This window comes from Arthrobacter sp. H20 (genome assembly GCF_000520515.1).
Lineage (GTDB): Bacteria > Actinomycetota > Actinomycetes > Actinomycetales > Micrococcaceae > Arthrobacter_D.
The window spans coordinates 29,052-50,819 of the sequence record NZ_KI914741.1 but is presented as its reverse complement, the minus strand read 5'-3'; the positions used below and the strand labels follow the sequence as shown (position 1 = coordinate 50,819).

Here is a 21,768-nt window from a genome sequence, read left to right as displayed (position 1 = left end):
GCCCGCCGCCACCTATCGATTGCTACCGAAGCCCTCGACTCTGCAAACCGGTTCTTCGAGTCGGCGGTGACGGGGATCCCGGCGGGTTTGCTGGCTGCCGGACTTACCGAAGAACAGGAAACCGCAATCACTCAGGTTCGTGAAGCCTGCCGTGCGGTTCTCTCCGATGCCAAAGGCGATGGCCCGACGCCGGCGGACGGGGGCCGGCAGATGGCCAAGTCCCACGTCCTGGCAGTCTTCGAACTCTGTGAGCGCCTCCTGAGCGCAACCCCCGCCGGAGAGGTGCTGTGGGCGTCACGGCCCAGCACCTTCTCACCCGGGACTGGGTACTCGCAGCCGGACGACGACGCGCCCGCCACGATCAACATTGCGCCCCTGTCGGTGGCTGGGAAACTGCGGGAAGGGTTGTTCGCCGATCACACTGTGGTGCTCACCTCAGCGACGCTTGCCATAGGTTCCGAGTTTGGCCCAGTCGCCGGTTCGCTTGGGCTCGCTGGTGCATCGGCGCCGTCGTGGACCGGTGTCGACGTCGGCAGCCCATTCGATTACCCGCGGCAGGGTGTCCTATACGTAGCGAAGGATCTGCCGAAGCCTGAACGGGGCACCTCGGCTGAGCAACTTGATGAACTTGAGACCCTCCTGAAGGCATCGCGCGGAGGCGCCCTGGGGTTGTTCTCCTCCCGCCGGGCCGCTGAGGATGCAGCCGAAGCTCTGCGCCCCAGGGTCGATTTTGAGATTCTGTGCCAGGGCGAATCGTCCATGTCAGCCCTGGTCAAGCAGTTTTCGGAAGAGCCCGACACGTGCCTCTTCGGCACCATGTCCCTGTGGCAGGGAGTTGATGTGCCGGGCCGGTCCTGTCGATTGGTGACTATCGACAGGATCCCTTTTCCACGCCCAGACGATCCGCTGATGACTGCCAGGACCAGGGCGGTGGCCAAGGCCGGGGGCAATGGTTTCATGAGTGTCTCGGCCACCTACGCGGCTGTCCGGCTGGCTCAGGGGGCGGGCCGGCTGATCCGCGCCACCGACGATAGGGGAGTGGTGGCCATTCTGGACTCCCGCCTGGCAAACGCACGCTACGGATCGTTCCTCCGCGCGGCACTTCCGCCCTTCTGGTCGACTACCGACCGTACGACGGCGGTGGCGGTCCTGGAGCGGCTCGCAGAAGAATCTTCCCCTGGCTGAGAGCTCCTCGCTAGAGTGCCCGCATCACCGAAACGACCTTGCCCATGATGGTGGCCAGGTCCCCGAGGATCGGCTCATACTGGGTGTTCTGAGGGAGGAGCCAGGTGTGCCCGTCACGCTGGCGGAAGGTCTTGACGGTTGCCTCATCATCGAGGAGCGCTGCGACGATGTCGCCGTTCTGGGCTTCCTGCTGTCTGCGGACCACTACCCAGTCGCCGTCGCAGATCGCTGCATCAATCATCGAATCCCCGTAGACGCGGAGCATGAAGAGGTCACCATGACCCACCAACTGACGCGGCAGGGGCATCACGTCCTCGACCACCTGATCCGCGAGGACGGGGCCACCAGCAGCAATCCGTCCCACTAGTGGAACCATCGCTGCATCCACAGCTCCGCCGATGTCGGTGGGGGCACCGGGGTCGGATCCAGCGGCGATGCTTCGCTGGTCATGGTCGAGGGTGAGCGGCAGCAGAATTTCCATTGCACGAGGGCGCTTGGGGTCCCGCCTCAGATAGCCCATCCGCTCCAGCTGCGATAACTGATGAGTGACACTCGAGAGGCTTGCCAGCCCGACTGTATCCCCGATTTCCCGCATGGACGGTGGATAGCCGTTGGTTCCAATGGCTCGCTGGATGGTCTCAAGGATCTTCTTCTGCCGGGCCGTCATACCCTTTGGTACCTGTCGGCCGCGGGGGCGGCCGCGGGTTGGGAGCGCTGTGGGAGCCGGGTCGGAGGTCTTGTCATCCAATGGTCCGGTGGACTCTTTCACGGTCGCTGCCCCTTCAGTAAGTTGCCCGGTTCCCCGGCAGATCCCTCGGCGCCAGGGGCCGAGCTTATTTTGTCAGTGGCGGATGATGTGCTGATTTTTGCTGAACCGACCCGTCATCCCTGCCCTAACGGTAAGGGACCCAGGACACGTTTTCAAACATTTGTTCGATCGTGTCTCGACAAAGTTAGTCAGTCAGTGCTAAAAATAATCAAGCAGTAATTCGAAGATAGGTTCGAACAAAACGGATTTGTCTGATTTTTGCTCGAAGGCCGTCTCCAATCGTGAAGGTTGGGCTCGGCCTTAGATCCGGACTCGAATGGACTGATTCGAGAGTACAGAGAGGTGTATCAATGTCTTTCATCACCGCACACCAGAATTCCACGGCTGCCGACAGCAGTACCTTGCGCCTGACCCGGAGGGGAAGGTTCCTGCTCATCGGGCTGCCGATCGTGCTGCTGGTTTCAGCTGTCCTGATGCTGACAGGTTTCTTCACGTCTCCGGCCAAGGCCTCACCCGAGGGTGGCCAGGGTACGGAGACAGTAAGTGTCAGCATCGCCGCCGGAGAAACCATCTGGCACCTGGCTACTGAGTTCGCTCCGGAGCGCGATCCCCGCGACGTGGTCTCAGAGATCGTCGAACTGAACAGCCTGGGTACCTCGGTTCTGCAGGCGGGGCAGCAGCTCGACATTCCCGCCAGCAGGTAACGGAACCTACCACCCATCAGGTAGGACAGTTTCTCAACGGGACGAAAGCGCCCGGTCGGCCAGTCTCGGCCGCCGGTCACGAGCCCGGGGAATAGCCGGAGAATGGCCCGGGATTGACTGATCACATGCCCAGGGAACACCTGATCAGACCCTCCCGATTCTGCACATCTACGGCTGCACGCTTAACCTTGAGGGGTGAGTGAACAGTTTGAGCGGTTGAGCCGGTTACCCCTGCGCGATGATCTGCGCGGGAAGCATCCCTATGGGGCGCCTCAACTGGACGTCCCAATCCTGTTGAACGTCAATGAAAACACGCACGGGGTGCCGGAGGACGTCAGGCAGGCGATCATCGAAGCAGTCAGCCAGGAAGTCGGTGGTCTGAACCGCTACCCGGATCGGGAGTTCACCGAACTGCGAGCAAACCTGGCACGCTACCTCGGCCACGGGCTCACTGCCGACAACCTGTGGGCAGCCAACGGGTCCAATGAGGTACTGCAGCATCTCCTTCAGGCTTTCGGTGGCCCCGGTCGTTCGGCAATCGGCTTCCCACCGACCTACTCCATGTATCCGTTGCTTGCCAGCAGCACTGGCACCCGGTATATCGCCGGAGACGGTAACGGTAGCTTCGATCTCAGCGCGGATGATGCTGCCCGGCAGGTGCGTGAGTCAGGTGCAAATATCGTTTTTCTCTGCTCACCGAACAACCCGACCGGGTCCGTCCTCGGGCTGGAGGTGGTGGAGGCCGTATACGAGGCCAGTGAAGCCGCCGAGGCAATCGTGATCGTGGATGAGGCCTATGCCGAGTTCGCGCACACCGATACCGAGAGCGCGCTGAGTCTTTTGACCGGTCGGGAACGCTTGGTCGTGTCCCGCACCATGAGTAAAGCGTTCGCAATGGCGGGAGCGAGGCTTGGATACCTGGCGTCTGCGCCGGAAGTTGCCGACGCGCTCCGGTTGGTCCGTCTGCCGTACCACCTGTCGGCAATCACGCAGGCCACAGCCAATGCGGCGTTGACCCATTCCGGACGGTTGCTGGCAAATGTTGAGAACATCAAGATTCAGCGCGATCGGATAGTGGCTGGCCTTCGACTGTTGGGGCTCACCCCTGTGCCCTCGGACGCCAATTTTGTCCTCTTCGGTGGCCTCGATGATCCACAGCGGGTGTGGCAGGGACTGCTCGACGGCGGCGTACTGATCCGCGACGTCGGTATTCCCGGCCACCTGCGGGTTACTGCCGGGACAGAGACTGAAACCACTGTATTCCTTGATACCCTGGGTGCCCTGCTGGGGCAGACCGTCTCCTAGACTGGTACTTGGGCGCTGGAGGGCCCTTGTACCTGTGGCGCCCAGCGAGGCCGCGACCCTAACCCATCCGCTACTTACCAATCGAAGGATAGCCATGAGCGTGGAAACCACCGTCGGACGCACTGCGAGCCGGGAACGGACCACCAGTGAATCGTCGGTGTTTGTTGAGCTGAAGCTGGACGGCACCGGACGGGCAGAGATCAGCACTTCGGTGCCGTTCTATGACCACATGTTGACCGCGCTTGCAAAGCACTCGCTGATTGATCTGACGGTGCGCGCCACCGGTGACACGCACATCGACGCCCACCACACAGTGGAGGATGTCGCCATCACCCTCGGTGAGGTGCTCCGCGAAGCGCTCGGTACCAAAGCTGGTATCCGGCGGTTCGGTGAGGCAACGGTCCCCTTGGATGAGGCTCTGGCCAATGCAGTTGTCGACATCTCCGGCCGTCCCTACCTGGTGCACTCGGGCGAACCCGCTGGGCAGGAGTACCACCTGATCGGTGGACACTTCACTGGTTCGCTCACCCGGCACGTCTTCGAAGCGATCACTCTGCATGCCCAGATCTGCCTGCACATGACGGTTCTCGGTGGGCGCGACCCCCACCACATTGTCGAAGCGCAATTCAAGGCGTTCGCCAGGGCCCTGCGCGCCGCAGTTGAGCCGGACCCGCGGGTTGACGGCATCCCGTCCACCAAGGGGGCCTTGTGAGTGCGCCACGCGTCACAGTCCTTGATTACGGCTCCGGTAACGTCCGGTCGGCAGTGCGGGCCCTGGAGCACGTGGGCGCAAACGTCACACTGAGCGCCACGCCTGACGACGTCCTCAACGCCGACGGGTTGGTGGTGCCCGGCGTCGGCGCCTTCGCCACGGTGATGAAGGGGCTCAAGGAGGTCGACGCGCTGCGCATGATCGGCAGGCGAGTCGCCGGTGGGCGTCCCGTCCTGGGAATCTGCGTTGGGTTGCAGATCCTTTTCGACGAGGGCGTTGAGCACGGCGTGCGGACCAACGGCATGGGCGAGTGGCCAGGCACAGTTGAGCGACTCCAGGCGGAAGTAGTCCCGCACATGGGCTGGAACACAGTGAAAGCTCCCGAAGGGTCGCGGCTTTTTGACGGGATCGACGACGAGCGGTTCTATTTTGTCCACTCCTACGGCGTGCAGCGGTGGCAGTTTGAGGTCACGCAGCCGGCAATGAAGCCACCCCTGGTGACCTGGGCCGACCACGGTGGGCCGTTCATCGCAGCGGTTGAGAACGGGCCCCTCAGCGCCACCCAGTTCCACCCCGAGAAATCCGGCGACGCGGGCGCCCGCCTGCTCGCCAACTGGACCGCAGGGCTGCGGTAGCCATGTGGAGCATTGTGCTGATGGGGCTGGCCGGCCTGCTGATCGGTGGGGCAGTGTCCTTCCGGCAACAGGAATTGCCCAAGCCGCTGATCATCAGCTTTTGGGTATTGGCAGGAATGGCGCTGCTTGGTGCCTACCTCTTGACCCTCACCGACATCTGATCCTGCACACACCCGACAGCTACGAAAGAGTCACACCACCCGATGAGCCCCTTCACTGAATCTCCCATTCTCGAACTGCTTCCCGCGGTCGACGTCGTTGACGGTCAGGCCGTCCGCCTGGTCCAGGGCGAGGCAGGCAGCGAGACCGGCTACGGCGACGCCCTCGAAGCGGCCCTCGTCTGGCAACACGACGGCGCCGAGTGGGTGCACCTGGTGGATCTCGATGCCGCGTTTGGCCGGGGGTCGAACCGGGAGCTGCTGGGGCGTGTCATCGGCGAACTCACCATCAAGGTTGAACTTTCCGGCGGAATCCGCGACGACGCCTCACTCGACGCAGCCCTGGAGCTCGGCGCCCATCGGGTGAACCTTGGTACCGCTGCCCTCGAGGATCCCGAGTGGACCGCTGCGGCAATTGCCCGCTACGGGGACAAGATAGCCGTCGGCCTTGATGTTCGCGGCACTACCCTTGCCGCGCGAGGCTGGACCGAAGAGGGTGGCGACTTATGGGAGGTCCTGCAGCGCCTGGAAGACGCTGGCTGTTCCCGGTACGTGGTCACCGACGTCACCAAGGACGGAACTCTCCGCGGACCCAACCTTGAACTACTTCAGCAGGTGCTCGAGCGCACCTCACGCCCGGTGGTCGCGTCCGGCGGAATCTCCAGCCTCGAGGACCTCGCAGCGTTGCGTCAGCTGGTGCCTCACGGCCTGGAGGGTGCAATTGTCGGTAAAGCCCTCTACGCGGGGGCCTTCACCCTTCCTCAGGCGCTCGACATCGCCGGACACCCGGCGCCGCTGGTGTGAGCGAACGGCACCTTCCGGCACATATCGCTGCGGCTCTCGCGGGCAACAGCACCGATTCGGCGGGCCAACCGTGGGCGGGTCGCGACCTGAGCGGTGACGGGAACCCGCTGCACAACTTCGACGACGACGACGGCGGCGCTCCAGCCGCCTATAGCGCAGCAGTGGACGAGCTCCTCGCGGGGGAGGGCGATGAAGCAGGAGTACTGGCTGCCCTCGCCGACGTCAGAGTCTTTGTGCCGGTGGTCGCCCAGCTCGCTCATGACGCCGCCCACGACGGGCACTCGTCAGCAGACCATAGTCACGGCGAAGCAGGGTTCAAGGGTGACAAGCAAGCCGACATGGCTCTCGTGACGCTCTCGGCGCCCGATGGGCGAACTGCGCTGCCGGTCTTCAGCTCCGCGGCCGCGCTCACCGCCTGGCATCCGGCAGCGAGGCCAGTCGCCGTGTACGCGCCGCGGGCAGCGTTGTCCGCGGTCGCCGACGGCGCAGAGCTGCTGGTGATCGACCCGGGTGCCCATTTCACGTTTGTGGTGCGTCGCCCGGCCATGTGGGCTCTGGCGCAGCAGATCCCTTGGGAGCCCGCCTACGCTGATCCGAAAGTTGCCGATGTGGTGGACCAGATCACCGCCGAGGAGCAGGCAATTGTGAAGGTTGAGCTGGGCCCTGGAAGCGGGGTCCCCGCCCGCGCGGCAGACGGTACACTTGCATCCGGCGGCGGACCAGGCCCCGAGGTTCGGCTGACGATCACGCTCCGTGAGGGACTGGCTGAGAACGCTGTCCGTGCAGTCGTTCAGGAGCTTCAGGACCGTTTGCGCAGTCGTAGGGAATTTGTGGAACGGGTCGACTCCCTTGAGGTGGTGCTGACCCGCTGAGAACGTGCGGGCGGACCCGCGGAAGAGCTAGCACAGTGAATTTTGCCCTCTATCGGGATTTGCTTCGCATTGTCCCGGTGCGGCGTCTGCTGATCGTCGGCATGATCGCCAGATTCCCCCACTCGGCGGCCGGCGTCCTACTGACCCTCCATGTGGTGCAGACGCTTGATCGAGGCTACGCGGAGGCGGGCGCCGTCGCGGCGTTGTTGACGATCGGTATCGCAGTGGGAGCTCCCTGGCGGGGCCGCCGGGTAGATAGTGCCGGTCTTCGGAAAGCCCTGGTTCCGTCGGTCATTGCTGAGGCGATGATCTGGTCTGTCGCACCGCAGTTGTCTTACGAATGGCTGCTCCTTGCCGCGCTGGTTGGTGGATTGTTCACCCTCCCCGCATTCTCAGTGGTCAGGCAGTCCCTCGGTGTGATGGTTACCGGGGAGAAGCGGCGCACTGCGTTCACCCTTGACGCGATCAGTACCGAGATGATTTTCATGGTGGGGCCCGCCCTGGGAGTGGTCCTGGCAACTCAGGTATCAACAGTGCTTGGCCTGACCCTCGTCGGTTTGGCCACCGCCGGTGCCGGCCTGTTTCTCATGTGGTTCAACCCGCCCACCCGCAGTGAGCAGCTCGGTGCTGTTTCCCCGGCACTGACCGAGGCCGAAGATGAGGCCGCCGCAGTGGCCGCACTGGTAGCCGCAGCGCCAGCGCATGTCACCGAAGCCTCGGCCGAGCTGTATCCAGGCGGGCGGACTGCCCGCAGCCGGCAGCGCCTCCGGGAGCGCGTGGCTGGGAATTTTGTCTGGCTGACCCTTGGTGTGGGCGTGGTGTTGGTGGTCGCAGCCGGGGCTGGGCTGGTGCTGGCCGGCACCGAAGTGGGGATCGTCGCAGCCCTCGAGGAGACAGGACGGGAGGGTCAACTGGGACTGGTCTTCGCTGCTTGGTGCGCTGCGTCGGTGGTCGGCGGCCTGCTCTACGGTGCCCTGCATAGGCCCGTGTCGCCGCTGGTGCTCCTCCTGCTGATGGGCCTGTTCACGATTCCGATGGGTTTCGCAGAGAGCACTCTTAGCCTCTGCCTCCTGTCGATCCTGCCGGGTCTCCTCTGTGCGCCGGTGCTCTCTGCGGCGTCTGAGCGGGTGGCTGACCTCGTCGTCGAGGAACGGCGCGGCGAGGCGATGGGCTGGTACGGATCAGCGCTGACCTCGGGGGTGGCGCTCGGCGCACCCCTGGCGGGCATCACCATCGATACAGCTGGCCCGTCGCCGGCATTCAGCACAGTGGGCGCGGTTGCGGTTGTCATCTGCGTCCTGGGGTTGGGAGCCCAGCAGCTACGGCGGCGCCTCTGGCAGCGGCAGCTACCTAGTTGACAGCGCCTGTGAACTTCTCGCCCGGGCCTTTGCCGGGGGCGTCCTGGATGACCGAGGCTTCGCGGAAGGCCAACTGCAGCGAGCGGAGGCCGTCGCGCAATGGGCCTGCATGCTGGCCGCCAATCTCCGGAGCTGCGGCAGTGACAAAGCCGGCCAGGGCAGTAATGATCTTGCGAGCCTCGTCGAGGTCCTTGAGCTCTTCAGCGTCGTTGCCCTCGGCCAGCCCGCACTTCACGGCTGCTGCGCTCATCAGGTGGAGGGCGGATGTCATGATGAGTTCCACAGCGCTGACCTCGGCTATGTCACGCCGAACCTGGCGGCCGTCGTCGTCAGTCACCTGACCCAGGGGATCCTGGACCGGGAGCTGGCCAGCAAGGCTGGCGGGAGCGGCACCGTCAGTGGGTGCCTGGAAGATGTTGCGGTCGCTGTCTGGATTACTGGCCGGAGTGCTCATGCTGGTAAGCTTGTCACAGACCGACTGGAGGTCGCTATTTCCCGTGTCCTTTGGGGGCATGAAAAAGATCACTTCCAGTCTGCAAGCGGAGTCTCCTCCCACCCGCGATTGCCAGGTGTTTCAGTGTGAAGCATGGTGGCAGCCGGGTTCAGGTCGGTACGTACTGTACAGATAGGTAGTTCTCTACAGTATGGACCCATTCCCATGGGTTCCACCGATCCTTGAGGCCTCTGATTGCACGTGCAGTCGGGGGCCTTCTTCTATTGCATGTGGTGTCATTTCCTAAGATTTCAGGAGCAACACATTAGCGAGCCAAGAATCAATGATCGTATCCGCGTCCCTGAGGTGCGGTTGGTAGGACCTGCGGGCGAACAGGTAGGCATCGTCCGTATTGAGGATGCCCTCCGTCTTGCCTCCGAGTCAGACCTGGATCTTGTTGAGGTTGCACCGCAGGCGAAGCCTCCGGTTGCCAAGCTCATGGATTTTGGCAAGTACAAGTATGAGGCAGCCGTCAAAGCCCGCGAGGCGCGCAAGAATCAGACGAACACTGTTCTCAAGGAGATCCGGTTCCGTCTGAAAATTGACACCCATGACTACGAGACCAAGCGTGGGCATGCGATGCGTTTCCTCGGGGCCGGTGACAAGGTCAAGGCCATGATTCAGTTCCGTGGACGTGAGCAGCAGCGGCCGGAGATGGGCATCCGTCTCTTGCAGAAGTTCGCTGAGGACGTCGCCGAGGTCGGCATCGTGGAGTCAACCCCACGCATTGACGGCCGCAACATGGTGATGGTCATTGGGCCGGTCAAGAACAAGGCTGAGGCAAAGGCTGAGGCACGACGCGCCACGCAGCGCGCCGACGCCAAAGCTGCGAACGAGGCAGTGAAGGCTGGTACCGAGAAGCTGGACACCACCCCGGACAAGGCGCCGATGACTCAAAGCCTCGCCGACCTGCTTCCTGATGGCTACTCGACCACCGCTTCGCAGGAGGCAGCCGAAGAAGCTGCAGCACAGGAAGTCATTGCGGCCGAAGCTGCAGCCAAGGAAGCAGCGGCGCAGGAGATTGTCGACCGGGAGAAAGCCGTTCAGGACAAGGCTGATCAGGAAGCCGCAGCTGCTGAGGCAGCGAAGGCCGCTGAGAAGGCTGCGGCCGAGGCTCCAAAGGCCCCGGCCAAGGCACCAGCCAAAGCCAGCGCCAAGACTGCTGACAAGCCAGCTGCTGCTGCAAAGCCTGCCGCGGCGCCGAAGCCTATGGCGGCTCCCAAGCCGACGGCCATGCCGAAGCCAGCAACACCAAAACCTGCCAGTAAGGCAGCTCCCCGGAGCACGCCGAGCAGGCCTAGGCCAGGAACCTCCGACTAGGGTCCAACCCCACGGAGCCGCCAGGCGCCCGAGTAAACCCGCAGGCACCCCCGCGGGTGCCGTACGACCCACCTGCATCTGCGGGTGGAAACCAAAGGAGATCGGTTCTCATGCCGAAGATGAAGACCCACAGCGGTGTCAAGAAGCGTTTCAAGCTGACTGGAAGCGGGAAGCTCAAGCGCCAGCAGGCTAACCGCCGCCACTACCTGGAGCACAAGCCCTCCACGCTGACCCGCCGTCTCGGAAGCGACAAGATCGTCTCGAAGGCTGACACCAAGGTCATCAAAAAGATGCTCGGCATCTAACTCACCCAAACCACTTAACCGGGGCACGCCAGTCAACTGCTTTGTGCAGGAGAGGGCGTAACACCATCACCCGGTAGATCTACTGAAGGAGTACGCACGTGGCACGTGTGAAGCGGGCGGTAAACGCCCACAAGAAGCGTCGGGTAATTCTCGAGCGGGCAAAGGGCTACCGGGGACAGCGTTCACGCCTGTACCGCAAGGCCAAAGAACAGCTGCTGCACTCGTTTGTTTACAGCTACGGTGACCGTCGCAAGCGCAAGGGTGACTTCCGTCGCCTCTGGATCCAGCGCATCAATGCTGCCTCCCGCGCCAACGGCCTGACCTACAACCGTCTGATCCAGGGTCTGAAGGCCGCTGAGATTCAGGTTGACCGCCGTATGCTTGCCGAGCTTGCAGTCTCCGATGCCAATGCGTTCTCCGCACTGGTGCAGATTGCCAAGGATTCGCTGCCTGCTGATACGTCAGCACCCGCTGGTGCCCAGGCGCCAGCGACCAAGGCACCCAGCAAGGCAAAGGCCTAAGCCAGGTTCTATCCTCTCCGTTTTCCGGCAGGCCCGGATTGCTGAGAACATCAGTACATGACTAACACCGGACGCCCCGCGGCACCGCCCATGACCAATCCCCGAGCTGATCGGGTCAAGGAAGTGGCACGGCTCGCGGGGCGTCCGGCCCGTTTAAGGCAGGGCCGGTTCCTGGCTGAGGGTCCACAGTCGGTCCGCGAGGCGCTGAGCCTGCATTCCGCTCGCCACGCAGCTGGTGAACTGGCTGTGATCGAGGAACTCTTCATTACCGAGGAGTGCCTCGACCGTCATGCCGAACTGGGACTGTTCGAAGGGCAGCCCGCGCCACGGCTGGTCTCCGAGGAAGTCCTGGCCGCCATGTCATCGACTGTGACGCCGCAGGGTGTCATTGCCGTGTGTGCATTTGTTGATGTATCACTTGATGCAGTGCTGGCCGACGAGCCCCGGCTTGTCGCGGTGATGGTTGAGGTTCGCGATCCCGGAAACGCCGGGACCATCCTGCGGGCCGCCGATTCCGCCGGGGCCGATGCAGTGGTGTTGACGTCGTCGAGCGTTGATTTGTACAACCCGAAGGCTGTCCGCTCCACCGTCGGTTCACTGTTTCATCTGCCAGTGGTGATCGGGGCCGACCTTGAGGTGGCGCTTTCATCGCTTCGTGAGCGCGGAATTACTGTGTTGGCTGCCGACGGCTACGGTGACGTCGATCTCGACACCCTGCAGGAGGGCAGTGCCCGACGCCGTCTGGCCCCCGCGACCGCGGACCAGGGTTCCGCGGACCAGGGTTCCACGGCGGCGCAGCTGGAGGCGCCCACGGCGTGGCTATTCGGTAACGAAGCGCAGGGACTGCCCGATGCCGTCTTGCGTGGCGCCGATCACCGGGTGGCAGTGCCCATCTACGGGCGGGCCGAAAGCCTTAACGTGGGGACCGCCGCGACAGTGTGCCTCTACGCCTCGGCGAGGGCGCAGCGCCTCAGCTGACAGTGGCCCGCTCGGCTGGCCGGGTTGTTGCGGTGCGGCGGTCGATGCGACCGCTGGCCAGGGCGACGCCGAGACCAATCACCGCGAGGACCGCTCCGACCAGGGCCGGAGCCGTGTAACCCCAGCCGGCGGCAATGACTACCCCACCCAGGAACGCTCCCAGCGCGTTCGCAATGTTCAGTGCCGCATGGTTCAGGGACGACGCGAGCGACGGCGCGTCGGGGGAGACATCGAGCAGGCGCACCTGCAGCGAGGGAATCAACATGGCGCCGATAGCGCCTACCAGGAAGACAAACAGCAGGGCGGTCGGTGCCCACTGGACGGCGAAGGAAAAAGCGACCAGTGCCACGGCGATCACGCCCATGACCCAGTAAATGGTGCCCATCACCGAGATATCCGCCAGACGTCCGCCGACAATATTTCCGGTCACCATCCCCAGACCGTACAGGGCGACGACAAACGGGAGCGTCGCTTCGGGCAGGCCGGTCACTTCGGTCATCGTCGGAGAGATGTAGGAGTAGACGGCGAAGAAACCGCCGAAACCGACCGTGCCGATGAGCAGTGTCATCCACACCTGACCACGCTGCAGCGCACCGAGTTCACGCCGGATGCTCGCGTCATGGCGGACTTCCTGGTGCGGAACACTTCGCGAAATCATCGAAATGGTGACTAACCCGATGACTCCAACGAGCAGAAACATTGTGCGCCAGCCGAACATCTGACCCAGCCAGGTAGCAAAGGGCACTCCGATAACGTTGGCGATGCTCAGGCCCAGCATCACCATTGCGACGGCGTGCGCGCGGCGCGTTGGCGCAGACAGGGAAGCGGCAATGACAGCGGCAATTCCGAAGTACGCACCGTGTGGCAGGCCGGACATGAACCGCGAGAACAACAGCCACCCGTACTCGGCGGCGAAATAGGAAGACAGGTTGCCGACCGTGAACAGCGCCATCAGGCCGATGGCCATCCCCTTTCGGGGCAGCCGCGCGCCAAGTGCGGCGAGTAGCGGTGCGCCCACGACGACGCCGATGGCGTACGCCGAGATGACGTGCCCGCCTTCGGGTATTGAGATATTGAGGTCGCCGACCATCTCCTGGAGAAGTCCCATGATCGCGAACTCAGTGGTTCCGATGCCGAAGCCGCCCATCGCGAGGGCGATGATGGCAAAGTTCAGCCGCCGGGGTGTGAGGTTGGGGGCGCTTCGGACGTCAGACATGGATCTCGATTCGGCATCATGGGTAGATTGGGCAGCGGCTTGCTAAGCGCAACGCATCGACGCCGTTGTCTATTTCAACTGTAGTACCGCGGCCCCATCGGTGCCGATTTTGCTTTCCCTTGCATGACTGAGGGCCTAAAGTGGGCATCAGAGTCGATCCACCGACGCGAGGAAAGTCATGGCAGCCGGCACTAAAGACGATCCGTGGGTGCTCACCACCGCGCCGGGATCTTCGCACTACACGATGTATCGGGACGAGGACGCGGAACCTCCGGCCGTGGTGTGCCAGGTGGGCTCCACCACCCTGAAGTATCACCTTCGGGCGATCGAGGATCTCACCGCGTGGCTGAAAGAGCAGAACGGCTGGGTGCCGCTCGGCGCTGCGGACGAGAACAAAGGCGCCGCCGACCATTCGGTGGAGGCGTGGGGCCGTTCCGAAGAGAACCCGGTGGCCGGCTGGTATGGCCTTCGCAAGGGCTACCGGGGACGCTTTGGAATGTATCTGCCGCCTCTGCTCGAGGAGCTGGGGCTGGTGGATCTCACCCACGACAAGCTGAACAACCGGGTCCGTGCGCACTGACTGAACACCAGATGACCGACGTGTCGCTGGGAAGCGTGGCAAGCTACACTCGCTTAGTGTCTGCTGAGAAGTTCCCCCGACAGATTGTCGGCGCCGCCATAGTCGATTCCCTCGTCCAACCCACCCGACTGCTTGCTGCCCGCCGAACGGCACCGGAGCAGTTTGCTGGGATGTGGGAGTTTCCCGGCGGCAAGGTCGAGGCAGGGGAATCGGACATTGAGGCGCTGCATCGTGAATTGCTTGAGGAACTCGGGGTAACAATCGATCTTGGCACTGAAATCGTTGGCCCTGTGCCCGGTGGTTGGCCCTTGAACGAGCGTGCGGTGATGCGAGTGTGGCTAGCGGAAGTGGCAACTGGCGAGCCCCGCCCCCTTGAAGACCACGACCTGCTCTACTGGGTTCCGCTTGCCGGTTCGGCTGAGCTTGCGGACCTGGCATGGATCCCGGCGGACCGCCCCATAGTTAGTGCGCTGCTCACCCAGGTTGCTGCACCAATCTAGAACAGTGTCGGCTCGGCGCCTGAAGCCAGCGATGGCCGGGATGACGCTGTCGAGGGACCGCCGCCGCCGTCGTCGGGCGATGCAGGCTGTAGCTCCCTGAAGAACTGCGCACCGGAGGTGAACCCATGGTGGGCCCGGTGATGCCGGATCCGCCCCGACAGCCAGGTGCGGTACTCCTTTGACGCGTAACTCCCGCCGCGGTACAGGCCTTGATAGCGGCCCACGAGGCCGGGATGGTTGGCCGCCAGCCAGTCCATGTACCACTCGCGCGCGCCTGGGCGCAGATGCAGGGCACCCGCTGAGACTCCCGTGGCACCCGCCGCCGCCAGTGCACCGAAGAGTTGATCGAGTGACTCATCACCATCAGTGAGCCATGGCAGGATCGGCATTGCCAGGACTCCGCAGGGTAGTCCGGCCTCGCGCAGCCTGCTGACCAGCTCGAGCCTGGCCTTTGGGGCAGGGGTTCCGGGCTCCACCGCATGGGCGAGCGCCGGGTCGATGATCGCGAGTGAGATGCCCATCCCGATCTGCACCGTTGAGGCGGCCCTCTTCAACAGGGGGATATCCCTGGCCAGCAGGGTCCCCTTGGTAAGGATGGAGAAGGGAGTGCCCGAATCGGCGAGGGCGGAAATGATGTCGGGCATCAGCCGGTAGCGGCCCTCGGCCCGCTGGTAGGGGTCAGTGTTGGTGCCCATGGCCACGTGCTCGCGCTGCCACGACTTACGGAACAGCTCACGTCGGACCACTTCACCCGCATTCGTTTTGACCACGAGCTGCGAATCGAAGTCCAGCCCGGTGCCCAGGTTCAGGTAGCTGTGGGTTTTGCGGGCAAAGCAGTAAACGCAGGCGTGAGAGCAGCCGCGGTAGGGATTGATGGTCCAGTGGAACGGCATGCTGGAATTCCCGGCGACCTTATTCAGGACCGATTTGGCCAACACTTCGTGGAACGTGATTCCAGCGAATTCGGGAGTCCTGACTGTGCGGACCAGGCCGCTCATGGGAAGCAACGCCTCCTGCGGAACCGGCGCCGTCATAGTCGTGCTCTGACCAACCCATCTCATAATTACAGTAGAACACATATTCTAGTGTATTTCGTTGAGGACTGCTTGTATGCTGTGGTCCCAAGGGGAGAAAGCAGGTGCCACGCCATGGACCAGGTGATCGAGGTTGAGGGTCTCCGGAAGTCATTCGGGCGCAGAGAGGTGCTGCACGGAATCTGCTTCGGAGTGGGGCGCGGCGAGGTCTTCGGTGTTATTGGACCAAACGGTGCGGGGAAGACCACCACCATGCGCTGCCTACTGGACATCATTCGACCCAGTTCCGGCACCATCAGAATTTTGGGGGAGGACCCGGGAGTTGCTGGCACAAGACTGCGGCGCCGAATCGGCTACCTGCCAGGCGAGCTTTTCCTCGAGCAACGGATCACCGGACGGCGGCTACTCGCCCATTACGCGGCGATCAGCGGTGCGGTTCGACCCGGACGCGCCGATGAGCTGGCCGAACGCTTCAACCTCGATCTGGACCGTCACACCCGGAAGCTCTCCAAGGGCAACAAACAAAAACTTGGACTGGTCCAGGCCTTCATGCATGACCCCGAGGTGCTGATCCTCGACGAGCCAACGAGCGGCCTGGATCCTCTGATCCAGCAGGAGTTCCGTTCGCTGCTGAACGAAGCGCAGCACAACGGCTAGACAATCTTCCTTAGCTCACACGTTCTGAGCGAGATTCAGCAGGCAGCGGATCGAGTAGCGATCCTGCGCGACGGCGACATCGTCAAGGTTTCGACCGTCGCTGCCCTCCGAGAAGGAGCGCTTCGTCAGGTGAGAATAGCAGTTACTGACCTCGGCAGCTCCGAACTGCGGCTCCAGCTCCAGCGCGTGCCGGGCCTGCGCCTGGGGACAGCCCAGGACACCGACCTCGGCGCAGCCGCGTCAGCGACCCTCGAAGGAGCTATTCAGCCCCTGGTGCAGGCGCTGGCACCGTTACAGTTGACCGATCTGGTCATCGAGGAGCCCGATCTCGAAGAATCTGTTCTCACCCTCTACGGCAAGGTGTCCGTCGGGAGTGAGCCATGACCAGTCCGGCACAGACAACCACGCGTCGCACTCGGACCGGGCCATCCACCGCCCTGCCCCTGGTCCGCCGTGCGTTGCTCGATCACTGGCGCTCCACCCTCGCCTGGGCCGTTGGGCTCGCAGCCGCCATCCTGGTCTACCTGCCCCTGTTTCCGACCCTCGGGAACAGCGCTGAGATGCAGGACATGATTGACGCTCTCCCAGCCGAGATGACCAGAGCACTGAACTATGACCAGATCACCTCCGGGCCAGGGTATACGCACGGCACCATTTTCGGCCTCATTGGCTTCCTGCTGATGACTATCGACTCAGTGTCCTGGGGTGCCTCGGCGGTAGCAGGTGATGAGGAGTCCGGCCAGCTGGAGCTAACCCTTGCCCACGCGGTGACCAGGCCGCAGGTAGTGCTGGAACGGGCCCTGGCGATTGGGGTACGGATCGTGGCGCTCGCCGCTGTGGTGTTTGTCCTGGTGTGGTTCCTGAACGAGCCAGCCCAGCTACAGATTCAAACCGGGAACCTGTTTGGCGCAACGGTCCTGTTCGCTGGCCTGGCCCTGCTGAGCGGCATGGCTGCGTTGTTCGCCGGAGCAGTGAGCGGAAGGAAGATCTATGGGCTTGCGGCTGGCACAGGGGTCGCGGTCATCAGCTACGTCTTCAACGCCGTCGGACGTCAAAGCCCTGACCTTCAGTGGCTGCTGAACTTGTCTCCCTACCACTGGGCGTACGGCAATTCACCGCTGGCCAATGGGGCCGATTGGAGTGCCGCCGCCTGGTTGTGGGGCATAGCGGCGGCGCTCGCCGGCCTCGGCGCTGTGGCATTGCAGCGGCGCGACGTGGGAGTCTAGCCGCCTTAATCAGTGGTTCGACGCCTATCCGGTCAGATCGCGGTGCTGGATGAGGTACGCAGCGATGGCTCCGCCCCCGAGAGCCACGATGCCCATCACCAATGCCGAGCCGGGGTCAAACGATTCAACCGGCATGGCCGGGGAATGGTGGAACGGACTCACTGCCTGCAGCCATTCTGGTAGACCCAGTAACTCACCGAACTGACCTAGCACCAGGCCGCCAGCCAGTAATCCCCAGCCTATCGGGACGCTCAATCGTGGGATGGCAGCGAAGATGACAGCGGGTGCCGCGATAAAGATTGCGGCGGCTGGAACATGGGCAAGGCTCGCGGCGATCAACTGGATTGCAGGGGTCCCCGCCGTCCCGGTAAGGAAGATCCCGACGGCGGCTGCTGCCCCAGCAACACCGGCAACGACAGTCGCTGACGCGATGGCCAGCATGAGATTGGCGACAAGCCAGTTGGTTCTGGACTTGGGCACGGTCAACAGCAGTTCCGCCCGGCCTTCAGTCTCCTCGGCTCTCAACCGCAGGACCCCCTGGATGCCGGCGGCGGCAGCGAGGACACCCGCGATCCCTATCAGGGCTGCCGTGAACACATCGACTATGTCTGCACTGCTACCCGGGACAAGACGTCCAATGAGCTCCTTGAGCGAGGTGTTGCCAGCCACAGCATCAGCGATCACTGGTCCGAGTCCGCCCGCAAGTCCTCCCATGACGGCAGCACCGACACACCAGCCAATGAGGATGGGACGTTGAAGCACCCACGCCAAACCGACAAATGACCTAAGCCGTCCATGGGATCGGCCCACCCGCTCGGGCAGCAGACTCGCGCCGAGATCTCTGCGGTTCCTCGTGATCAGCACAACGGCAGCCACAGTCGCGGCGGCCACCGCGAGCACCAGCAACGGCATCGTGTCTGCGGCGCTGAACGGCCGGGACCGTTGCCCCCACCCGATGGGTGAGAGCAACGATACCCAGCTGCTCATGACCTGGGTTAGATCTGCGTTCGGGGTACCGATCGCGTCTCCAACACCGCGCAACAGGTAGGCGGCGCCGACGAGGCTGGCAGCTGCCCCGTTTGCACTGTGCCCGGATGGCATCAGCTGCGCCACGACCGCAGCGACTGGGACGAAAAACAATCCCACGGCAGCCACTGCCAAACCTGCTGTGACGGACCCGGCGGCTGGTAGCCCTGCAGCTATGTAGCCGACCGCCACGCAACCAGCCAGCACCAGATTCGCGGCGCCGCCCACCAGGAGGGTCGCCGCAAGCGGCGCGGTGCGGCGGAGTGGAGTAGACCCGATGAGCTCGGCCCGCCCTAGCTCTTCGTCGGTACGGGTATGGCGAACCACCAAGAGCGTACTCATCAGGCCTGCCAACAACGCGGTGAACGCAAAGCCCTGGAAGAAGACCACAGCGCCGATGCCGAAGCCGTCCGGTACGCCACGAAGGAAGAGGAAGGCAGGATTCGCTGCCGCTACGGCGACGATTGCCTGCCGCTCGCCCACTTCGCCAAATTCGCTAGATACCGCGCTGGCCGTCGCGAACCCCAGTAGCGCAATCCCGAGGATCCAGACCGGCACTAGGATGCGGTCCCGCTGGAGCTGGTTCAACGCGAGGCGGACCGCTGCAGGCATCAGTCCACCCGCCCTGCCCGGTCCTCGCCGGCGCCGTCGTTCGCGGATGACGGCTCGGCGTAGTGGCGAAGAAAAAGCGACTCGAGCGAGGGCGGGGAAACAGTCAGACCGGTCGGTCTAGCCGCAGCAACACCCTCCAGCACCAGCGGGAGGGTCGCAGCTTCCACCTCGAATTCGGTGGTGAGGCCGTCAACGCGAACATCTTGGATACCCGGAAGGTTGGCCAGGACTCGACCATCTACTCCCTCCACCCGAAAGTGGGTTCGCTTCAGGTGGCGAAGCGCGGTGAGCGAACCCGACTCAACCACCCTGCCCGCACGGATAATCGTCACCCGATCGCAAAGCTGCTCAACCTCGCTCAGAATATGGCTGGAGAGCAGAACCGTGGCACCGTCGTCGTGCACCCGGCCAATTTCGCTGCGAAACACCGACTCCATGATCGGGTCCAGCCCTGAGCTAGGTTCATCCAGCACATACAACCGGGCGGGGCGGGCAAACGCAGCAATCAGCGCCACCTTCTGTCGATTGCCCTTCGAGTAGGTGCGGGTTTTTCGACGCGGATCGAACTCGAACGCGTCGATCAGCCGACGTCGCAGCGCCGTATCGGCCCCGCCACGCAACCCAGTAAGCAGATCGATGACTTCGCCGCCTGAGAGATTGGGCCACAGGCTCACATCGCCTGGCACGTAGGCGAGGTCCTGATGGCTGCGAACCGGTTCACGCCACGGATCCGCACCGAACACTGTCGCCGTCCCGGACGAGGGACGGATGAGACCCAGGAGGATCCGCAGGGTGGTCGACTTTCCTGCGCCGTTTGGGCCAAGAAACCCGTGCACTTCACCGGCAGCGACCGAAAGGTCCAGTCCGTCGAGCGCGCGGGTCTTGCCGAAAACTTTCCCGAGCCCCCGTACCTCGATGATGGGATCAGTCGTGTCAGCCATAGCGTGTCCGTTTATCAGCCCGGCAACAACGACGCGGCGGGCTCCGCAGCGTTCCTCAAGGCACCTGCCCATCGAGCCGGAATGGCATCGACGGATACTGGACCACAGCGTACAACCGTGCTGGTGGTGAGGGAAGGGGTGGTTCCCACTGTCGTTGGTTCCCACTGTCGTTGGTTCCCACCTAGGCTGTAGCAACGCCTGTCAGCTATCCGAAAGGACCCCATGCCGCTCGACGTCGAAAGCCTGCGCTCCGCTTTTCCGTCCCTGTCCTCAGGGATCGCCCACTTCGACGGACCGGGTGGCACCCAGACGCCGCGCGTCGTCGGGCAGGCCATTGCTGAAACGCTGACCAGCCCGCTGTCCATCAGGGGTCGTTCGGTGGCTTCGGAGCGCAACGCTGACGGAGCTGTGCTCGGGTTCCGATCGGCGATGGCTGACTTCCTCAACGCCGACCCGCTGGGGATAGTGTACGGACGCAGCGCCACTGCGCTCACCTACGATTTCGCCAGGCATCTGAGCGCAGGCTGGGGGCCTGGCGACGAGGTGATAGTGACCCGCCTGGACCACGACTGCAACGTCAGGCCATGGGTGCAGGCCGCCGAGCGGCAGGGTGCCACGATCCGCTGGATCAGCTTCGACCCCGAGACCTCCGAACTGCGCCTGGACGAACTTCGGGAAGCATTGGGCGCGCAGACCCGACTCGTCGCTGTCACCGCAGCATCCAATCTGGTTGGGACTATGCCCGACATCCCCGCTATCGCAGAGATGGTGCACGACGCCGGCGCTCTCCTCTACGTGGACGGGGTGCACTACGCTGCTCACGCAACCGTCGATGTCCAGGCGCTGGGAGCTGACTTCTTCGTCTGCTCACCGTACAAATTCCTTGGCCCGCACTGCGGGGTCCTCGCCGCATCGCCTGCCCTGTTGGACACCTTGGCGCCTGAGAAACTGCTGCCCTCCACCAACGCCGTCCCAGAGCGGTTCGAACTTGGCACCCTGCCGTACGAAATCATGGCTGGTGCGACGGCTGCAGTCGACTTCACCGCGTCGCTGGGCGACGGCGGGTCGCGCAGGGAGCAGCTGCTTGCTGCCCACGCCGATTTTGGGCAGCACGAGACGTCATTGCTGAAGCTCCTTGAAGCAGCGCTCGCAGCCATGCCGGTGGTGACTGTGCATTCCCGCGCCGCGACGCGAACCTCCACCCTGCTGCTCACCTTCGCCGATCGTGCAGCCGCCGACGCCAGCCGGTTCCTTGCCGAACGGGACATCCTGGTGCCTGCCAGCAACTTCTATGCCATCGAGGCTGTCGCCGTGCTGGGACTGGGAGAGGCCGGCGGACTGCGTGTGGGGCTGGCGCCCTACACCAACCTAGACGACGTGCAACGGCTGATTGCGGGGCTTACTGAGTTTCTGGCCTGACCCCTCTGCCGTTCCACCCGCGAAAAAGTGGCTCACCCGCAGCCCTGATGTTGGGCAACCACTCGTGTGCGGCTGCAGCACGCGTCTGTGCCTTCGCCTAGGCTTGACCCATGATTCTCCTCACCGGATTCGAGCCGTTCGGCGGCGAAGCAGTCAACCCCTCGTGGCAAGCTGCCACGCAAGCCGCCGAGGAACTGCGTGCGGGGGGAGCCGATGCCCTTGCGGTCGAACTGCCCTGCACCTTCGGCGAAAGCATCGATGTGCTGCGGACGGCGGTCCTGAAGCACCGCCCCGACCTCGTGCTGTGTGTGGGGCAGGCTGGCGGGCGAACGAAGATCTCCTTGGAACGGGTGGCAATCAACGTCGACGACGCCCGCGTCCCCGACAACGCCGGCAACCAACCCATCGACAGCCCGGTCCGCGCCGGCGGGCCGGCGG

General features: G+C 63.6%; 23 protein-coding genes and 2 pseudogenes. 19 read left to right on the top strand and 6 right to left on the bottom strand.

The window, feature by feature from the left end; all coding sequences use genetic code 11:
- The coding region (locus tag Y703_RS19750) for an ATP-dependent DNA helicase (protein ID WP_035765011.1) at positions 1–1,185 on the top strand (1,185 nt) is incomplete at its 5' end.
- A gap of 10 nt (positions 1,186–1,195) precedes the next feature.
- Here Y703_RS19750 and lexA read toward each other — a convergent pair.
- The gene (gene lexA, locus Y703_RS0112545) at positions 1,196–1,852 is read right to left on the bottom strand and encodes a transcriptional repressor LexA (protein WP_051427559.1); all 657 of its coding nucleotides are present in this window, start codon (positions 1,850–1,852) and stop codon (positions 1,196–1,198) included.
- A gap of 452 nt (positions 1,853–2,304) precedes the next feature.
- Between lexA and Y703_RS0112540 the strand changes: the two genes are divergently transcribed.
- From Y703_RS0112540 to Y703_RS0112505, 8 genes are all read left to right on the top strand, one after another.
- Entirely contained in the window at positions 2,305–2,658 is a 354-nt protein-coding gene (locus Y703_RS0112540; protein ID WP_026552975.1) for a LysM peptidoglycan-binding domain-containing protein, read from the top strand.
- Between the two features lie 195 nt (positions 2,659–2,853).
- Entirely contained in the window at positions 2,854–3,963 is a 1,110-nt protein-coding gene (locus Y703_RS0112535; protein WP_026552974.1) for a histidinol-phosphate transaminase, read from the top strand.
- A 94-nt stretch (positions 3,964–4,057) separates the two neighbouring features.
- Positions 4,058–4,675: an imidazoleglycerol-phosphate dehydratase HisB gene (gene hisB / locus Y703_RS0112530; RefSeq protein ID WP_026552973.1), complete on the top strand. Its 618-nt coding sequence runs from the start codon at positions 4,058–4,060 to the stop codon at positions 4,673–4,675.
- Positions 4,672–5,310 (top strand): imidazole glycerol phosphate synthase subunit HisH, encoded by a 639-nt coding sequence (gene hisH / locus Y703_RS0112525; protein WP_026552972.1) that lies wholly within the window; start codon positions 4,672–4,674, stop codon positions 5,308–5,310. The genes hisB and hisH overlap by 4 nt, the downstream gene beginning before the upstream one ends.
- A gap of 2 nt (positions 5,311–5,312) precedes the next feature.
- The gene (locus Y703_RS22515) at positions 5,313–5,471 is read left to right on the top strand and encodes a hypothetical protein (protein ID WP_173400632.1); all 159 of its coding nucleotides are present in this window, start codon (positions 5,313–5,315) and stop codon (positions 5,469–5,471) included.
- A gap of 42 nt (positions 5,472–5,513) precedes the next feature.
- Complete coding sequence (gene priA, locus Y703_RS0112515) at positions 5,514–6,272, top strand: bifunctional 1-(5-phosphoribosyl)-5-((5-phosphoribosylamino)methylideneamino)imidazole-4-carboxamide isomerase/phosphoribosylanthranilate isomerase PriA (RefSeq protein ID WP_026552971.1); 759 nt, start codon at positions 5,514–5,516, stop codon at positions 6,270–6,272.
- Positions 6,269–7,144, top strand: coding sequence for an SseB family protein (locus Y703_RS0112510; RefSeq protein ID WP_026552970.1), 876 nt, complete (start codon positions 6,269–6,271; stop codon positions 7,142–7,144). Before priA ends, Y703_RS0112510 begins: the two co-directional genes overlap by 4 nt.
- 35 nt (positions 7,145–7,179) lie before the next feature.
- Positions 7,180–8,502, top strand: coding sequence for an MFS transporter (locus tag Y703_RS0112505; RefSeq protein WP_026552969.1), 1,323 nt, complete (start codon positions 7,180–7,182; stop codon positions 8,500–8,502).
- Here Y703_RS0112505 and Y703_RS0112500 read toward each other — a convergent pair.
- A complete protein-coding gene (locus tag Y703_RS0112500; RefSeq protein ID WP_026552968.1) occupies positions 8,495–8,956 on the bottom strand; it encodes a DUF1844 domain-containing protein in 462 nt (153 codons plus the stop codon). The two genes, Y703_RS0112505 and Y703_RS0112500, sit on opposite strands and share 8 nt — an antisense overlap.
- 267 nt (positions 8,957–9,223) lie before the next feature.
- Here Y703_RS0112500 and infC point away from each other — a divergent pair, with 267 nt between their 5' ends.
- The 4 genes from infC to Y703_RS0112480 all read left to right on the top strand — a co-directional run bounded on the left by infC (position 9,224) and on the right by Y703_RS0112480 (position 12,119).
- Positions 9,224–10,315, top strand: coding sequence for a translation initiation factor IF-3 (infC, locus tag Y703_RS0112495; protein WP_081743527.1), 1,092 nt, complete (start codon positions 9,224–9,226; stop codon positions 10,313–10,315).
- Between the two features lie 110 nt (positions 10,316–10,425).
- On the top strand, positions 10,426–10,620 hold the full coding sequence (gene rpmI, locus Y703_RS0112490) for a 50S ribosomal protein L35 (RefSeq protein WP_019483418.1): 195 nt from the start codon (positions 10,426–10,428) through the stop codon (positions 10,618–10,620).
- Positions 10,621–10,718: 98 nt separating this feature from the next.
- Complete coding sequence (gene rplT, locus Y703_RS19745; protein ID WP_035765006.1) at positions 10,719–11,141, top strand: 50S ribosomal protein L20; 423 nt, start codon at positions 10,719–10,721, stop codon at positions 11,139–11,141.
- 57 nt (positions 11,142–11,198) lie between these two features.
- On the top strand, positions 11,199–12,119 hold the full coding sequence (locus tag Y703_RS0112480) for a TrmH family RNA methyltransferase (protein ID WP_026552966.1): 921 nt from the start codon (positions 11,199–11,201) through the stop codon (positions 12,117–12,119).
- Here the strand turns inward: Y703_RS0112480 and Y703_RS0112475 are convergent.
- Positions 12,112–13,335 carry an MFS transporter gene (locus Y703_RS0112475; RefSeq protein ID WP_026552965.1) on the bottom strand — a complete coding sequence of 408 codons (1,224 nt, stop codon included), beginning with the start codon at positions 13,333–13,335 and terminating at the stop codon, positions 12,112–12,114. The genes Y703_RS0112480 and Y703_RS0112475 overlap by 8 nt on opposite strands.
- 178 nt (positions 13,336–13,513) lie before the next feature.
- Here Y703_RS0112475 and Y703_RS0112470 point away from each other — a divergent pair, with 178 nt between their 5' ends.
- On the top strand, positions 13,514–13,915 hold the full coding sequence (locus Y703_RS0112470; protein ID WP_026552964.1) for a DUF6855 family protein: 402 nt from the start codon (positions 13,514–13,516) through the stop codon (positions 13,913–13,915).
- 56 nt (positions 13,916–13,971) lie between these two features.
- Entirely contained in the window at positions 13,972–14,415 is a 444-nt protein-coding gene (locus tag Y703_RS0112465) for a (deoxy)nucleoside triphosphate pyrophosphohydrolase (RefSeq protein WP_253908034.1), read from the top strand.
- Here Y703_RS0112465 and Y703_RS0112460 read toward each other — a convergent pair.
- Positions 14,412–15,476, bottom strand: coding sequence for an Rv2578c family radical SAM protein (locus tag Y703_RS0112460; protein WP_026552962.1), 1,065 nt, complete (start codon positions 15,474–15,476; stop codon positions 14,412–14,414). The two genes, Y703_RS0112465 and Y703_RS0112460, sit on opposite strands and share 4 nt — an antisense overlap.
- A gap of 87 nt (positions 15,477–15,563) precedes the next feature.
- Between Y703_RS0112460 and Y703_RS19740 the strand changes: the two are divergent.
- Both Y703_RS19740 and Y703_RS0112450 read left to right on the top strand, forming a co-directional pair.
- Positions 15,564–16,490, top strand: a pseudogene (locus tag Y703_RS19740) (ABC transporter ATP-binding protein).
- Positions 16,487–17,332 carry an ABC transporter permease subunit gene (locus Y703_RS0112450; RefSeq protein ID WP_051427558.1) on the top strand — a complete coding sequence of 282 codons (846 nt, stop codon included), beginning with the start codon at positions 16,487–16,489 and terminating at the stop codon, positions 17,330–17,332. Before Y703_RS19740 ends, Y703_RS0112450 begins: the two are co-directional and overlap by 4 nt.
- Positions 17,333–17,356: 24 nt before the next feature.
- On the opposite strand, the gene Y703_RS0112445 is transcribed toward Y703_RS0112450, so the two are convergent.
- Both Y703_RS0112445 and Y703_RS0112440 read right to left on the bottom strand, forming a co-directional pair.
- Positions 17,357–18,970, bottom strand: coding sequence for an ABC transporter permease (locus Y703_RS0112445; protein WP_026552960.1), 1,614 nt, complete (start codon positions 18,968–18,970; stop codon positions 17,357–17,359).
- Entirely contained in the window at positions 18,970–19,911 is a 942-nt protein-coding gene (locus tag Y703_RS0112440) for an ABC transporter ATP-binding protein (RefSeq protein WP_026552959.1), read from the bottom strand. The genes Y703_RS0112445 and Y703_RS0112440 overlap by 1 nt, the downstream gene beginning before the upstream one ends.
- A gap of 222 nt (positions 19,912–20,133) precedes the next feature.
- Between Y703_RS0112440 and Y703_RS0112435 the strand changes: the two genes are divergently transcribed.
- A complete protein-coding gene (locus Y703_RS0112435) occupies positions 20,134–21,330 on the top strand; it encodes a cysteine desulfurase-like protein (protein WP_026552958.1) in 1,197 nt (398 codons plus the stop codon).
- A 110-nt stretch (positions 21,331–21,440) separates the two neighbouring features.
- Positions 21,441–21,768 (top strand): annotated as a pseudogene (locus Y703_RS20960) (pyroglutamyl-peptidase I); the annotation flags it as partial.